This window comes from Streptomyces similanensis (assembly GCF_039543625.1).
GTDB lineage: Bacteria > Actinomycetota > Actinomycetes > Streptomycetales > Streptomycetaceae > Streptomyces > Streptomyces similanensis.
The window spans coordinates 47,136-62,385 of the sequence record NZ_BAABKC010000011.1 but is presented as its reverse complement, the minus strand read 5'-3'; the positions used below and the strand labels follow the sequence as shown (position 1 = coordinate 62,385).

Sequence of the window (15,250 nt, the reverse complement as noted above, 5' to 3'; positions counted from 1 at the left end):
GCGGGAGAAGCGCCCTCAGTACGCCGGGAGCGTGCGCGGCCCGAGATCGTCCCGCGCGGGCGGCGGCGCCAGGCGCACTCCGGCGCTCAGGACGCTCACCCCGTGCGGGGCGACGACGGCCGGCTCCAGGGTGACGGCGACCACTTCCGGGTGGTCGTCCACGAGCCGCGACACGCGCAGCAGCAGCTCCTCCAGGGCGGGCGTGTCGACCGGCGCGGAGCCGCGCCAGCCGAACAGCAGGGGGGCCGTCCGGATCGAGCGGACCATGGAGATCGCCTCCCGGCCGGTGACCGGAACGAGCCGGTGCGCCATGTCGTCGAGCAGCTGGGAGGCGGCGCCGGCCAGCCCGAAGGAGAGCACCGCGCCGGCCGCCGGGTCGATGACGGCGCGCACGACGGTGTCGACGCCCCGGGGCGCCATCGCCTGCACCACCGGCCGCAGTTCCTCCGGCGTGCCGAACAGCTCGGTCAGCTCGGCGTAGGCGCGGCGCAGTTGCTCCTCGTCGGCGAGGTCCAGTCGTACGCCGCCGAGGTCGGCGCGGTGGCGCAGGTGCGGGGCGGTGGCCTTCAGGGCGACGGGGTAGCCCAGGGCGCGGGCGGCTTCGGCGGCGGAGTCGGGGGTGGGCGCGGGCAGCGCCCGGCGGACGTGGATGCCGTAGCGGGCGAGCAGTTCGCAGGCGTCGTCGGCGCCGAGCGTGCGGCCCTGGCCGCGGGCGAGCAGGGAGCGGATCAGCTCGGCGGCGCCCTTCTCGTCGATGTCGTCGTACTCGGGCACCTTGCCGGGATCGGCGGCCTCCCGCCGCCACTGCCCATACCGGACGGCCTCGGCGAGGGCGCGGACGGCGCGCTCGGCGGCGGGGTAGGCGGGGATGAGACGCGAACCGGCGCCGGGGCCGGCGGGTGCCGGGGCCGCGTCGGACGGCTGCGCGGGCGGGGAGGGCGGGGTGGGGGACGTAGTTGAGGCGGGGGTGCTGGTGGGGGCGGTCGGGGACGCGGCGGGACCGCCGGAGGCCGTCGTGGGGGTGACGGGGCCGGGGTTGGCGGAGCCGGGGGCGGTCGCCGGGGTGACAGGGCCGGGGGCCGTCGTGGGAACGGCAGGGCCGGGAGTGGCCGTCGGGGTGGCGGGGGCGGTTGTGGCCTGGGGGCCCGTGCTGGCCGCGGCGGACAGGGCCTCGGCCAGGCCGCCCAGTTCGACGTGGACCACCAGCACCGGCTTGCCGGGCGCCGCCCCGGCGGCCGACCGCAGCGCCTCGGCGAGCGCGGCGTCCTCGGTGGCGCCCTCCCCCAGTGCCGGTATGGCGGTGACGACCACCGCGTCGCTGGTCTCGTCGGCGAGCGCCTGGGCCAGCGCGGCCCGGAAGTCCGCCGCCGACGCGGCGGTCGTCAGGTCGCGGGGCGGCTGCGGGCGCAGCCCTTCGGCCAGGCACCGGTCGTACGTCAGTACGCCCAGCGACTCGGAGTTGCCGAGGATCGCCACCCGGGGTCCGGTGGGCAGCGGCTGGCGGGCGAGCAGCAGTCCGGTGTCCACCAGTTCGGTGATGGTGTCCACGCGGATCACGCCGGCCTGCCGCAGCAGCGCGGACACCGTCGCGTGCGGCAGCCGGGTCGCCCGTACGGCGTGCCCCTGCGGGGCCGAACCGGAGCCCTGCACGACGACCAGCGGCTTGGCGGCCGCCGTGCGCCGGGCGAGGCGGGTGAACTTGCGCGGGTTGCCGATGGACTCCAGGTACATCAGGGCGACGTCGGTGTCCGGGTCGTCGTACCAGTACTGGAGGACGTCGTTGCCGGAGACGTCCGCGCGGTTGCCGGACGAGACGAACGTCGACACGCCGGTGGTGCCGGTGACGCCGCCGCCGCGCCGGTGCAGCCGGGAGAGCAGGGCGATGCCGATGGCGCCGGACTGCGCGAACATCCCGATCCGGCCGGGCCGGGGCATCTCGGGGGCGAGGGAGGCGTTGAGCCGGACGCCGGGCGAGGTGTTGACGACGCCGAAGGCGTTCGGCCCGATGATGCGCATGCCGTACGAGCGGGCCTGCCGCACCAGGGCGCGCTGGCGCTCGCGTCCCTCGGGGCCGCTCTCCGCGTACCCGGCGGAGATCACGACGAGGCCCTGCACGCCGTGCTCGCCGCACTCGGTGACGACCCGCGGGACGTGCTCGGCGGGGACGGCGACCACGGCGAGGTCGACCGGCCCGTCGATCTCGCGCACCGACCGGTGGGCGGGCACCCCGTCGATCTCGGTCCGGTCCGCCTCGAAGGCCCGGTTGACGGCGTGCAGCCGGCCGGTGAAGCCGCCGTCGCGGATGTGGTCGAGGATGCTGCGCCCCACGCCCCGGTGCGCGCGGCCCACCCCGACGACCGCGACCGAGCCGGGCCCGAGCAGGCGGCGCACCGAGCGGGCCTCGGCGCGCTGTTCCCGCGCGCGCTGCACGGCCAGCGAGCGGTCGGTGGGTTCGAGGTCGAACTCCAGGCGGACGACGCCGTCCTCGAAGCTGCGCTTCTGGGTGTACCCGGCGTCCGTGAACACCTTGATCATCTTGGTGTTGGCGGGCAGCACCTCGGCGGCGAAGCGGCGGATGCCGCGCTCCCTGGCGACGGCCGCGATGTGTTCGAGCAGCGCGGAGGCCACTCCGCGGCCCTGGTGGGCGTCCTGGACCAGGAAGGCGACCTCGGCCTCGTCGGAGGCGTCCGAGGCGGCGGGCAGCCCGGTGGCTCCGATGCGGTCGTAGCGGACGGTGGCGATGAACTCGCCGCCGATCGTGGCCGCGAGCCCCACCCGGTCCACGAAGTCGTGGTGGGTGAAGCGGTGGACGTCCTTCGCGGACAGGCGCGGGTAAGGCGCGAAGAAGCGGTAGTACTTGGACTCGTCCGACACCTGTTCGTAGAAGCTGACCAGCCGGTCGGCGTCCTCGGCGGTGATGGGCCGGATCCGCGCGGTGCCGCCGTCGCGCAGCACCACGTCGGCCTCCCAGTGGGCTGGATACTCGTGCCGGTCCGACGCGGTCTGCATGGGCCCCAGAGTACGGCTAGCCTCCGACGGCGGCGCGAGGCAGTCTGTGGGGAACACACCGGAGGAACCCGCCCGGACCCGGCGGAGAACACCGGGGTCGCGGGGACTTAGCGGACGCCGGGGCGCCGCGGTCCGTCGCGGTTCCCGGGGCGGCGGCCGGGCCGCTCGGGGCGGTGCCTCAGGTGTGGGAAACTGGTCTAGACAACTTGGTACACCTGAAGGGCAGCATCACATGGCTGAGCGCCGCGTCAACGTCGGCTGGGCCGAGGGCCTCCACGCCCGCCCCGCCTCCATCTTCGTCCGGGCCGCCACGGCCTCCGGCGTCCCCGTGACGATCGCCAAGGCCGACGGCGCGCCCGTCAACGCGGCCTCCATGCTGGCCGTCCTCGGCCTCGGGGCGCAGGGCGGCGAGGAGGTCGTCCTGGCCTCCGACGCCGAGGGCGCGGACGCCGCGCTCGACCGCCTGGCCAAGCTGGTCGCCGAGGGGCTCGAGGAGCTTCCCGAGACCGTCTGATCCACCGGGTCCGGCGGCTCGCCCCCGGACCGGACGCCGAAGCCGCGCCGCCCTTTTCCGGACGGGGCGGCTTCGGCTTTTCCGTTCGGCGCGACGGCCCCGGCCCGCGCGTCTCCGGCGGGCCGACTCGTATTTCTCGGGGCAGCCTTCGGGAAGCGTCCACACCGCACCCGTACATGAATTCAGGGACACCGAAAAAGGCGGCACGAATTCTCCACCGCCGGATATCCCTCTTTGTATACGGGCACCGTGTTAATGCCACGCGCCCGACATGTTGACGGGATGTTGCGAAGTCCTCACGCGGCAGCCGGCGGCCGTCCGCTCGGTGTGCGCGGCGGTCAGCGCACGCGCGCGCTCGCCGTCGCGGCGCGCCACGGCGTCCACGATGGCGCCGTGCTCGGCCCAGGCGGCGACCGGGTCGGCCGGGGTCTCCACCACGTACATCCAGGCGATCTTGTGCCGCAGCTGGGTCAGCGTGGCGGTGAGCGCGGGACTGCCGCAGGCCTGCGCCAGCGTCTCGTGGAACCAGCCCCCCAGGGCGCGCAGTTCCTCGCCCAGGCCGCTCGCGGCCCGCTCCTGGCCCAGTCTGACCAGGCCGCGCAGCACCCTGAGGTGGGCCTGGGTGTGCCGCTCGGCGGCCCGGGCGGCGCACAGCGGCTCCAGCAGCCGGTGCATCTCCAGCAGGTCGGCGGCCTCCTGCCCGGTCGGCTCCGCCACGCACGCGCCCGCGTGCCGGCGCGTCACCACGAAGCCCTCGGCCTCCAGGGTGCGCAGCGCCTCGCGCACCGGAACGCGGGAGACGCCGTAGCGGCGGGCGAGGACTTCCTCGGTGAGCCGGCTGCCGCGCTCATGGACACCGGCGACGATGTCGTCCCGGATCGCCGTGCACACCGAGTGCGCCGGAACACGCATTCCCGACCTCCGCCCGAATCCCGCTGAAATCACCGTGCCGCTTCGGCGACGGACGCTTGTTCCCGTGACTCTATTGCAATGCGCCGGGATTTCCGACGGACGGCCGAGGTCCATGGGTAATTTTTGGACAGCAAAATACCCGTGGCTGTCGAAAACACCGAAAACCCCGGCGCGGGGCCGGGGTTCTCGCGGGGTGCCGCGGACCGTGGACGGTCCTCGGGAGGGCTTCGGCGCGCTCGCGCCGTCGCCGTGCGGGGTCGGTCAGACGTTCACGCCGTGGTGGCGCAGGTAGGCCACCGGGTCGACGTCGGAGCCGTAGTCCGGGGAGGTGCGGGCCTCGAAGTGGAGGTGCGGTCCGGTGACGTTGCCGGTCGCGCCGGACACGCCGATCTGCTGACCAGCGGTGACCTGCTGGCCGACCGTGACGCCTATGGACGACAGGTGGCCGTACTGCGTGTACATGCCGTCGGCCATCCGGATCACGATCTGGTTGCCGTACGCCCCGCCCCAGCCGGTCTCCACGACCGTGCCGACGCCGACCGCGTGCACGGTGGTGCCGGTCATGGCGTGGAAGTCGATGCCCGTGTGCGAGCCGGAGGACCACAGGGAGCCGCCGGTCTTGTAGCCGGTGGAGACGTAGGAGCCGGAGATCGGCGGCACGAAGGCGTTCAGGCGCTCGCGCTCGGCCTCGCGGGCGGCCCGCTCCTTGGCCTCGCGCTCCTTCTTCGCCAGCGCCGCGGCCTTCACGCGCGCGGCCTGCTCGGCCAGCTTCTGCTCGGCGGCGTGCTGCTGGGCGACGGCCTGGGCGTCGATCTTCGCGGCGACGGTGTCACCGATGCTGATGACCGGGGTGAGGCCGGTGTCCTCGGGGGCCGGGGTCTCGGCGGCGAGCGCCGGGGCGGCGGCCAGGGTGCTGAGCACGCCGGTGGTGGTGAGGGCCGCTACGCCCGCCGCTCGGGCGGTGGTGCGGTGCATCCGGCTGGGCCGGCGGTGCTTCCCGGTGGCGCGGGTGAACGCCATGCAGACGTGGGTCCTTTCCTTCCCTCTCGCCTACCGGGTTAGCTGACGGGTTCGGAGCAGGAAGGTCTCCTACGGGCCCCCTCGCTGGCGCGCGGGCGTCCGATTCACCCCAGGGACTGAGTGGGTCCCCGGCTCCCCTGGCTCGCGCCGTACGGGGACTCGGCGATGGCTGTCCGGTGCCGCGGGTGCGGCGCACTGCCGACGAACAGCCGGACCGACGCTAGACGGGGCCGCTTTCAATTCCCAAACGGATCCGCTGTTTTGTAGCGCAGACCACAGGTCAGACGGGCAGCCTCTCCCGCAATTCGGACATGACGGGGCCCTGGTGACGCTTCGGTCACCAGGGCCCCACGCGCGCGTGCGCGCCGTTGCCGCCCGCGCGGGCGGCGGATGCCGCTACTCGGCTGGGACGACGGTGACCTGACCGATGCCCAGGGCCTCGACGGGCTCCTTGATCTGCGCCGCGTCACCGACGAGGACGGTCACCAGGCGGTCCACCGGGAAGGCGTTGACGACGGCCGCGGTGGCCTCCACCGTGCCGGTGGCGGCGAGCTGCTGATAGAGCGTCGCCTGGTAGTCGTCGGGCAGGTGCTGCTCCACCTGGTCGGCCAGGGTGCTCGCCACGGCGGCGGCCGTCTCGTACTTCAGCGGCGCCACGCCGACGAGGTTCTGCACGGCGACGTCCCGCTCGGCGTCGGTGAGGCCGCCGGCGGCGAGCTTGCGCAGCACCGTGAACAGGTCGTCAAGGGCCGGTCCGGTGTTCGGCGTGTCGACCGAGCCGCTGATGGCGAGCATCGCGGCGCCCGAGCCGTCGGGCGCCGAGCGCAGCACCTGGCCGAAGGAGCGCACGCCGTAGGTGTAGCCCTTCTCCTCGCGCAGGACGCGGTCCAGGCGGGAGGTGAGGGTGCCGCCCAGGCAGTAGGTGCCGAGCACCTGCGCGGGCCACACCCGGTCGTGCCGGTCGGGTCCGATACGGCCGATGAGCAGCTGCGTCTGGACGGCGCCCGGGCGGTCCACGATGATCACGCGGCCGGTGTCGTCGGCGGTGACCGGCGGAACGGGCCGCGGCTTGGCCGGCGAGCCGGTCCATGCGCCGAGGGTCTCGCCGAGCAGCTCGTCGAGGTCGATGCCGGTGAGGTCGCCGACGACCACCGCGGTGGCCGTGGCGGGCCGCACGTGCCGGTCGTAGAAGGCGCGGACGGCCGCCGCGTCGACGGCGCGGACGGTGTCCTCGGTGCCCTGGCGCGGGCGCGAGACGCGCGCGGTGGCCGGGAACAGCTCCTTGGAGAGTTCCTTGGCGGCGCGGCGGGAGGGGTTGGCCAGCTCGTGCGGGATCTCGTCGAGCCGGTTGCCCACCAGCCGCTCCACCTCGGAGTCGGCGAACGCGGGCGCCCTGAGGGCGTCGGCGAGCAGGCCGAGCCCCTTGGCCAGGCGGGAGGCGGGGACCTCCAGGCTGAGCCGGACGCCGGGGTGGTCGGCGTGCGCGTCGAGGGTCGCGCCGGCGCGCTCCAGCTCGGCGGCGAACTCCTCGGCGGAGTGCTTGTCGGTGCCCTCGGAGAACGCCCGCGCCATGATCGTGGCGACGCCGTCCAGGCCGTCCGGCTCGGCGTCCAGGGGTGCGTCGAGCAGGACCTCGACGGCGACGACCTGCTGGCCGGGGCGGTGGCAGCGCAGCACGGTGAGGCCGTTGTCCAGGGCGCCGCGCTCCGGCGCCGGGAACGCCCACGGCCTGGCCTCGCCGGCCTGCGGCTGGGGGTGGAAGTCCATGGTGGCCAGCTCGGTCACTTCGCCGTCTCCTCGGTCTCGTCGGTGGCCGCGGCGTCCGCGTCCTGGGCGTGGTCCGCGGCGGGCGTGGGCTCGTAGACGAGCACCGCGCGGTTGTCGGGGCGCAGGCGGGCCTTGGCGACCTCCTGGACCTCCTCGGGCGTCACCTCCAGGACCCGCTGGACGGCGGTCAGGGCGAGCTGCGGGTCGCCGAACAGGACGGCGAAGCGGCACAGTTCGTCGGCGCGGCCGGCGACCGTGCCGAGCCGGTCCAGCCACTCGCGCTCCAGCTGGGCCTGCGCCCGCTCCATCTCCTCGGCGGTGGGGCCCTCCTCGGCGAACCGGGCCAGTTCCTCGTCGATGGCGGCCTCGATGACCGGCACCTCCACGTCGCCGGACGCCTTGACGTCCAGCCAGCCCAGGGAGGGCGCGCCGGCCAGCCGCAGCAGGCCGAAGCCGGCCGCGACGGCGGTGCGGTCGCGGCGCACCAGGCGGTTGTAGAGCCGGGAGGACTCGCCGCCGCCGAGGACGGTCAGGGCGAGGTCGGCCGCGTCGCCGGCGCGCGTGCCGTCCTCCGGCAGCCGGTAGGCGGCCATCAGGGCGCGGGCCGGGACCTCCTCCTCGACGACCTCGCGCAGCTGCTCGCCGATGACGTCGGGCAGGGCGCCGTCGCGCGGCTCGGGCTTGCCGTCGTGGGCCTCGATGGAGCCGAAGTACTTCTCGATCCAGGCGAGCGTCTGCTGCGGGTCGATGTCGCCGACGACCGACAGGACGGCGTTGCCCGGCGCGTAGTACGTGCGGAAGAACGCGCGGGCGTCCTCCAGGGTGGCCGCGTCCAGGTCCGCCATCGAACCGATGGGCGTGTGGTGGTACGGGTGGCCCTCGGGGTAGGCGAGGGCGGTCAGCTTCTCGAAGGCGGTCCCGTAGGGGACGTTGTCGTAGCGCTGGCGGCGCTCGTTCTTGACCACGTCGCGCTGGTTCTCCATGGACTCGTCGTCCAGGGCCGCGAGCAGGGAGCCCATGCGGTCGGCCTCCAGCCAGAGGGCGAGCTCCAGCTGGTGGGCGGGCATGGTCTCGAAGTAGTTGGTGCGCTCGAAGCTGGTGGTGCCGTTGAGGGAGCCGCCGGCGCCCTGCACCAGCTCGAAGTGGCCGTTGCCCTTGACCTGGGCGGAGCCCTGGAACATCAGGTGCTCGAAAAGGTGAGCCAGACCGGTGCGTCCCTCGACCTCGTGACGGGAGCCGACGTCGTACCAGAGGCACACCGCCGCGACCGGGGTCAGGTGGTCCTCGGAGAGCACCACGCGCAGGCCGTTGGCCAAGCGGTGCTCGGTCGCTGTCAGGCCGCCGGAGCCTGCCTCGGCTGTGGCCGTGTGACCCATGGGCATGTACGTCCCTTCGATCGCGATGGCGGTCCGCAAACCGCCCTTTTCCTGCCGGTCCTGCCACTGTATTCAAGCGCGCGCACCCCTGGCGAAGTTCCCGGACGTCGTACGCCGAGAGCGAGCACGAAAGGGGGACGGCGCGGCGACTCGCCGCCGCCCGGCGGGAACCGCGAGAACCGCGGGGAGCGCGGCGGGTGGACGGGCGGTGTGCGGGGGGCGCGGCCGGGGGTGCGGACGGGGTACCGGTGGCGCGGCGGAGTGGGCGTGGCGGTCTGCGGCGGCCGGGGGCGGGGGTGTTGGGCGGGGCGGGAGGCGGTGGGCCCGGCGGCCGGGGGGCGGGGTACGGTCCGCGTTGTCAGTCGGGCGGTCCACAATGGTCCGCGTCAGATCCCGTCACACGCTTCAGCAAGGAGCCGGCAGCGATGGCCCGCCGCAGCACGAAGACCCCGCCGCCCGACGAGCCGTACGAGGAGAAGATCCTCGACATCGACGTCGTCGACGAGATGCAGGGCTCCTTCCTCGAGTACGCGTACTCGGTCATCTACTCCCGCGCCCTGCCGGACGCGCGGGACGGCCTCAAGCCGGTGCACCGCCGCATCGTGTACCAGATGAACGAGATGGGGCTGCGCCCCGAGCGGGGCTACGTGAAGTGCGCCCGCGTCGTCGGCGAGGTCATGGGCAAGCTCCACCCGCACGGCGACGCGTCGATCTACGACGCGCTGGTGCGGCTGGCGCAGTCCTTCTCGATGCGCGTCCCCCTGGTCGACGGCCACGGCAACTTCGGCTCGCTGGGCAACGACGACCCGCCGGCCGCCATGCGGTACACCGAGTGCCGGATGGCCGAGGCGACGAGCCTGATGACCGAGTCGATCGACGAGGACACGGTCGACTTCGCGCCCAACTACGACGGCCAGGAGCAGGAGCCGGTGGCGCTGCCCGCCGCCTTCCCGAACCTGCTGGTCAACGGCGCGTCGGGCATCGCCGTCGGCATGGCCACGAACATGCCGCCGCACAACCTCGGCGAGGTGATCGCAGCCGCCCGGCACCTGATCCGCTACCCGAACGCGGACCTGGACGCGCTGATGAAGTTCGTCCCGGGACCCGACCTGCCAACCGGCGGCCGGATCGTCGGCCTCTCCGGCATCCGGGACGCCTACGAGAGCGGCCGCGGCACGTTCAAGATCCGCGCCACGGTCACGGTGGAGACGGTGACGGCGCGCCGCAAGGGCCTGGTCGTCACCGAGCTGCCCTTCGCGGTGGGCCCGGAGAAGGTGATCGCCAAGATCAAGGACCTGGTCGGCTCGAAGAAGATCCAGGGCATCGCCGACGTCAAGGACCTCACCGACCGCGAGCACGGGCTGCGCCTGGTCATCGAGATCAAGAACGGCTTCGTGCCGGAGGCGGTCCTGGAGCAGCTCTACAAGCTGACGCCGATGGAGGAGTCCTTCGGCATCAACAACGTCGCCCTGGTCGACGGCCAGCCCCTCACGCTGGGTCTGAAGGAACTGCTGGAGGTCTACCTCGACCACCGCTTCGAGGTCGTGCGGCGCCGCAGCGAGTACCGCCGCGGCAAGCGACGCGACCGGCTGCACCTGGTCGAGGGCCTGCTCACGGCGCTGGTGGACATCGACGAGGTCATCCGTCTGATCCGCTCCAGCGACAATTCCGCACAGGCCAAGCAGCGGCTGATGGAGCGGTTCTCGCTGAGCGAGGTCCAGACGCAGTACATCCTCGACACCCCGCTGCGCCGGCTCACCAAGTACGACCGGATCGAGCTGGAGGCGGAGAAGGAGAAGCTCCTCGCGGAGATCGAGGAGCTGACCCGGATCCTGGACTCGGACGCGGAGCTGCGCAAGCTGGTCTCCACGGAACTGGCGGCGGTGGCCAAGAAGTTCGGCAACCCGCGGCGCACGGTGCTGCTGGAGGCGGGCGCCGTGCCGGTCGCCGCGGTGCCGCTTCAGGTGGCGGACGACCCGTGCCGCGTCCTGCTGTCCTCGACCGGCCTGCTGGCGCGCACCCCGAACGGCGGTCCGCTCCCCCGGGACGCGGACGGCAGGCGGGTCAAGCACGACGTGATCGTCTCCGCGGTCGAGGCCACCGCGCGCGGCGAGGTGGGTGTGGTGACCTCGGCCGGCCGCCTGCTCAGGGTGAACGTCGTCGACCTGCCGCAGCTGCCCGAGACGGCGACCGCGCCGAACCTCTCCGGCGGCGCGCCGATCGCCGAGTTCGTCTCCCTCGGGGACGACGAGACGGTGATCTGCCTGACCACGCTGGACGAGTCCTCGCCGGGTCTCGCCCTCGGCACCGAACAGGGCGTCGTGAAGCGGGTGGTGCCCGACTATCCGACGAACAAGGACGAGTTGGAGGTCATCACCCTCAAGGAGGGCGACCGCATCGTCGGCGCGGTGGAGCTGCGCACCGGCGAGGAGGACCTGGTCTTCGTCACGGACGACGCACAGCTGCTGCGCTACCAGTCCTCCCAGGTCCGGCCGCAGGGCCGCCCGGCCGGCGGTGTGGCGGGCATCAAGCTCACCGAGGGCGCCAAGGTCATCTCGTTCACGGCGGTGGACCCGGCGGCGGACGCGGTGGTCTTCACGGTCGCGGGCTCGCGCGGCACGCTCGACGACTCCGTGCAGACGACGGCGAAGGTCACGCCGTTCGACCAGTACCCGCGCAAGGGCCGGGCCACCGGCGGCGTGCGCTGCCAGCGGTTCCTCAAGGGCGAGGACTGCCTGTCGTTCGCCTGGGCGGGCCCCGTCCCGGCGCGGGCGGCTCAGAAGAACGGCACCCCGGCCGAACTCCCGGACATCGACCCGCGCCGTGACGGCTCGGGCGTGTCGCTGGCCAAGACGGTGGCGGCGGTGGCTGGGCCGGCCTGATCCGGAGAGGTGGCCCGGGCCCGGGTCGGGTCAGGCGTCCGTCCGGGTGAGGGTGCGGGTGCGGGGCCGGGTGCGGGTGCGGGGCCGGGGTCTTCGTCCGTCCGGGCGTACGGCCTGGGTCTGGATCCGCCCGGACGCAGGGCCTGGGCCTAGAGCTCGGGCGTCCGGTGCGGGTCGGGCGTCCCGAAGTCGAGTGTCCCGGTGTCGAGTGCGTCGGTGGTCCGCGGGGCGTCCTGGGCCCCCGGTTCCTCAGGCTGCGGCACGTAGCGCAGGACACCCCACATGGCGTGCTCGTCGGCGGTGTGCGGGGCCTCCGACTCGCACGCCTGGAGCTCCTTGTCCAGGGCCGGTACGTCGATGCCGGCGCCGATCAGCACGAGCTGGGTGCGGCGGGGCGCGCCGGCCGGCCACGGCTCGGGGTAGAAGCGCAGGAACCGGCCGACGGCGTGCACCGCGTACCGGTTGCGGGCGTCGTGGGGCCCGAAGTCGACGTACCCCTTGACGCGGTAGAGGCCCTCGGGGCGGCTGTCCAGGAAGCGCATCAGCCGGCGCGGGTCGAGCGGCGTGTCGCAGGCGAAGGACAGGGTGTCGTAGCCGGTGTGCGGGTGGCCGTGGTGGTCGCCCTCGGCGCCGTCCTCCTCGTGCACGTGCAGGTCGTCGAAGGACAGCTGCCCGACGCGCTCCTCGCTCGGCCGGCAGTCGAACAGGAAATCGGGGTCGACGCGTCCGTAGGCGGCCCGGACGACGGCGGCCCGGTCGACCAGGGACCGTACGAGTCCGAGCACCCGTTCGCCCCCGTCGCCCCCGTCGGCCCGGTCGGCCTTGTTGACGACCACGAGGTCGGCGAGCGCGAGGTGGCGGTCGATCTCCGGGTGCTGGGCGCGCGTGGCGTCGAACTCGGCGGCGTCCACGACCTCGACGAGACCGCCGTACACGACCCGGGGGTTCTCGCTGGCGAGGACCATGCGGACGAGTTCCCGGGGTTCGGCGAGCCCGCTGGCCTCGATCACCACGACGTCGATGCCGGCGGCGGGCCGGGTGAGCCGGTCGAGGTAACCGTCGAGCTCGCCGGCGTCGACCGCGCAGCACAGGCACCCGTTGCCGAGGGAGACGGTGGAGTCGCCGAGCGCCCCGGCGACGGCCATGGCGTCGATCTCGATGGCGCCGAAGTCGTTGACGATCGCGCCGATCCGGCTGCCGCCGCTGTGGTGCAGGAGGTGGTTGAGGAGCGTGGTCTTCCCGGAACCCAGGAATCCGGCGAGCACGACGACCGGAATCTGCCGCACCGTGGGGCCGGGGCCCTGAACCGGGCTCGACTGCTTCACCGCGCTACCTCGCTCACACCGACACGCGCACCGGCTCACGGCCGCGGTGCGCGCAGGACACTGGACGGCGCCCAGGATACGAGCCGCGCGACTCGTGCCGAGGTGAACGGTCGGCAGCAGCGCGCACCGGGCAGACGTCGGGCACGGCGCTGGAGTGTGCGACCCTCGCCTCGGTTCCCTCCGTGCGCCGCCTCTCCGCCTCCCCGCCGACCGGCGGACGGCCGCCTGAACGGGGGTTGACATGGGCACATGGAAGAAGGGCGCGGGGAGATTCGGCTCCGCCGCGACCGGGCTGCCGCTCGCCACCGCCACGCTGACGCCGGCCGCGCGCCGACGCCGACTGGAGGCGGAGCGGCTGGCGGCGCGGCGGCGGAAGCTGGGGGAACTGTCCTCCCGGCGCGACACCCTGCGGCACCAGCAGCGCATGCACGGGGACCTGGACGAGCGGGAGCTGTTCGGACGGCTGCGCGAGATCTTCCAGGACCCGGTGATGCGGGACTACTGGGAGGAGTCGAGGGAGCAGCGCGCCACTCTCGAACACACGTCGGACGAAGCACGGATGGGGCGGATGGTCGACGGCCTCATCCGCGCCCGGGAGTGGGGAACGAGGGCCCCGCACGGGTGACTTTCAGGTCGTGCGGCCACATCCTGCCCATCGGCCCCAGTACCGTGCTCTGGCCACAACTGTGCCCAGAACGTGTAAGGACCGGTGACCCTTGAAAATCGTGCGCCGCATCGGTGTGCCGCCGAGCGCCCGTGGCAGTACCTCGGGAGCCAACTGCCCCGACCTCTTCGAGCTGAGCGACGGCGACTTCGCCGTCATCGGCACCGAGGCCACCGAGGCGCTGGAGCGTGAGCTGCCCGCCGACGCCTCCCGCGCGGACTACGAGCGCATCGTCGTCGTCAGCCGGGAGACCCTGATCCGCGCCAAGGCGGACATCCCCGACGCCTGACACTCCCGCACGAGCACGCGTCCACCCCTGACCCGGCCCGTCGCTCCTCCCGGCCGCACGCAACCGCCCACCGCGCCGGATCCGTCCGCCCGGCGAGCGGTCCGGCATCCCGTCCCTGCTCGACGCCCCGCCGATGAGGTCTGGTGCCAGAACGGCACCAGGCCGCACGCCCGCTCCCGTTCTCGCCCGCGCTCCCGCCGCCTTGCGGTCGTCTCCCCCGTCTCTCTCGTCGCCCTCGCGCCCCCGACGGCGCCCCCTCCGGTTCGCCTCAGGCCGCCGCCGGCAGCTCCGCCGGCGCCTGCGGGCCCACGTACCGCGCCGCCGGCCGGATGATCTTCGAGTCCTCCGCCTGTTCGAGGATGTTCGCGCTCCAGCCGACCACGCGGGCCGCCGCGAAGGTCGGGGTGAACATCTCCCGGGGCAGGCCGCACAGTTCCATGACGACGCCGGCGTAGAACTCGACGTTCGTGTGGAGTTCGCGGCCGGGCTTCAGCTCGGCGAGGATCGCCTCGACCCGCCGCTCGACCTCGACGGCGAAGTCGACCCGCGGCCCGCCGAACCGCTGCGCCGTCTCGCGCAGCATCCGCGAGCGGGGGTCCTCGGTGCGGTAGACGGCGTGACCGAAGCCCATGATGCGCTCACCGGCCAGCACCCGTTCGCGGATCCAGGCGTCGACGCGGTCGGGTGTGCCGATGGCGTCCAGGGTGTCCAGCGCCCTGCTGGGCGCGCCCCCGTGCAGGGGCCCCGACAGCGCGCCGACCGCGCCCACCAGGCAGGCCGCCACGTCCGCGCCCGTCGACGCGATCACCCTGGCGGTGAAGGTTGACGCGTTGAAGCCGTGGTCAACGGTGGAGATCAAGTACTGCTCGACCGCCCTGACCCGCTCCGGGTCCGGGTCCTCCCCCGTCAGCATGTAGAGGTAGTTGGCCGCGTACGACAGGTCCGCGCGCGGCTCGACCGGCTCCAGCCCCCGGCCGAGCCGGTGCAGCGCGGTCAGCAGGGTGGGGACGGCGGCGCACGCCACCAGCGTGTCCCGGCGCCGCTGCTCGGCGTCGACGTCGTACACCGGGCGGAAGCCGCGCGCGGCCCCGAGCAGCGACAGCGCCGTACGCAGCCCGGCGAGCGGGCCGGAGCCGGCGCTCGCCGCGGCCACGCCGGGCAGCGCCGCGCGGACCTCGTCGGGCAGCCGGCGCAGCTCGGCGGTGCGCGCCGCGAAGGCGGCGCCGCGGTCCGCGTCCGGCAGCTCACCGTGGACGAGCAGGTGCCAGACGTCCTCGAAGCGACGGTGGTGCGCGAGGTCGACGGCGGAGTACTGGCGGTAGTGGTAAAAGCCTTCGAGTCCGCGGACGTCACCGATTCGGGTGTCCGTCACGACGACTCCGGCGAGCCCTCGCGGCGCGTCGAGGACTGTGGACGCGGTCCTGTCGCTGGTCATGATTCCTCCCTTTACTTGATTCGACTGTCCATGCTTGACTATAAGGCTGTCAATATT

Annotated in this window: 11 protein-coding genes and 1 riboswitch; of the genes, 4 read left to right on the top strand and 7 right to left on the bottom strand. The window is 73.5% G+C overall.

Annotated features, from left to right (window positions below; all coding sequences use genetic code 11):
* Nucleotides 1-15: 15 nt before the first annotated feature.
* Complete coding sequence (locus tag ABEB07_RS03570) at nucleotides 16-3,009, bottom strand: bifunctional acetate--CoA ligase family protein/GNAT family N-acetyltransferase (protein WP_345666976.1); 2,994 nt, start codon at nucleotides 3,007-3,009, stop codon at nucleotides 16-18.
* 232 nt (nucleotides 3,010-3,241) lie between these two features.
* Between ABEB07_RS03570 and ABEB07_RS03565 the strand changes: the two genes are divergently transcribed.
* Nucleotides 3,242-3,523: an HPr family phosphocarrier protein gene (locus ABEB07_RS03565; protein WP_009191095.1), complete on the top strand. Its 282-nt coding sequence runs from the start codon at nucleotides 3,242-3,244 to the stop codon at nucleotides 3,521-3,523.
* Nucleotides 3,524-3,775: 252 nt separating this feature from the next.
* Here ABEB07_RS03565 and ABEB07_RS03560 read toward each other — a convergent pair whose 3' ends face one another.
* The 4 genes from ABEB07_RS03560 to ABEB07_RS03545 form a co-directional block, all read right to left on the bottom strand.
* Nucleotides 3,776-4,435 carry a GntR family transcriptional regulator gene (locus ABEB07_RS03560; RefSeq protein ID WP_345666975.1) on the bottom strand — a complete coding sequence of 220 codons (660 nt, stop codon included), beginning with the start codon at nucleotides 4,433-4,435 and terminating at the stop codon, nucleotides 3,776-3,778.
* 261 nt (nucleotides 4,436-4,696) lie between these two features.
* Nucleotides 4,697-5,455, bottom strand: a complete 759-nt coding sequence (locus ABEB07_RS03555) for a M23 family metallopeptidase (RefSeq protein WP_345666973.1) — start codon at nucleotides 5,453-5,455, stop codon at nucleotides 4,697-4,699.
* Between the two features lie 12 nt (nucleotides 5,456-5,467).
* A riboswitch (cyclic di-AMP (ydaO/yuaA leader) is annotated at nucleotides 5,468-5,630 on the bottom strand.
* 221 nt (nucleotides 5,631-5,851) lie between these two features.
* Entirely contained in the window at nucleotides 5,852-7,240 is a 1,389-nt protein-coding gene (locus ABEB07_RS03550) for a M16 family metallopeptidase (protein ID WP_176150830.1), read from the bottom strand.
* Complete coding sequence (locus ABEB07_RS03545) at nucleotides 7,237-8,604, bottom strand: M16 family metallopeptidase (RefSeq protein ID WP_345666971.1); 1,368 nt, start codon at nucleotides 8,602-8,604, stop codon at nucleotides 7,237-7,239. Before ABEB07_RS03545 ends, ABEB07_RS03550 begins: the two co-directional genes overlap by 4 nt.
* Before the next feature lie 419 nt (nucleotides 8,605-9,023).
* Between ABEB07_RS03545 and ABEB07_RS03540 the strand changes: the two genes are divergently transcribed.
* Complete coding sequence (locus ABEB07_RS03540; RefSeq protein WP_176150829.1) at nucleotides 9,024-11,480, top strand: DNA gyrase/topoisomerase IV subunit A; 2,457 nt, start codon at nucleotides 9,024-9,026, stop codon at nucleotides 11,478-11,480.
* A 149-nt stretch (nucleotides 11,481-11,629) separates the two neighbouring features.
* Here ABEB07_RS03540 and ABEB07_RS03535 read toward each other — a convergent pair whose 3' ends face one another.
* Nucleotides 11,630-12,805, bottom strand: a complete 1,176-nt coding sequence (locus ABEB07_RS03535; protein ID WP_345666970.1) for a CobW family GTP-binding protein — start codon at nucleotides 12,803-12,805, stop codon at nucleotides 11,630-11,632.
* Between the two features lie 241 nt (nucleotides 12,806-13,046).
* Here ABEB07_RS03535 and ABEB07_RS03530 point away from each other — a divergent pair, with 241 nt between their 5' ends.
* Nucleotides 13,047-13,430, top strand: a complete 384-nt coding sequence (locus ABEB07_RS03530; RefSeq protein WP_345666969.1) for a DUF6082 family protein — start codon at nucleotides 13,047-13,049, stop codon at nucleotides 13,428-13,430.
* 91 nt (nucleotides 13,431-13,521) lie between these two features.
* On the top strand, nucleotides 13,522-13,758 hold the full coding sequence (locus ABEB07_RS03525) for a hypothetical protein (protein ID WP_203633915.1): 237 nt from the start codon (nucleotides 13,522-13,524) through the stop codon (nucleotides 13,756-13,758).
* 268 nt (nucleotides 13,759-14,026) lie between these two features.
* Here the strand turns inward: ABEB07_RS03525 and ABEB07_RS03520 are convergent, their stop codons facing one another.
* Complete coding sequence (locus ABEB07_RS03520; protein ID WP_345666968.1) at nucleotides 14,027-15,193, bottom strand: citrate synthase/methylcitrate synthase; 1,167 nt, start codon at nucleotides 15,191-15,193, stop codon at nucleotides 14,027-14,029.
* Nucleotides 15,194-15,250 lie beyond the last annotated feature (57 nt).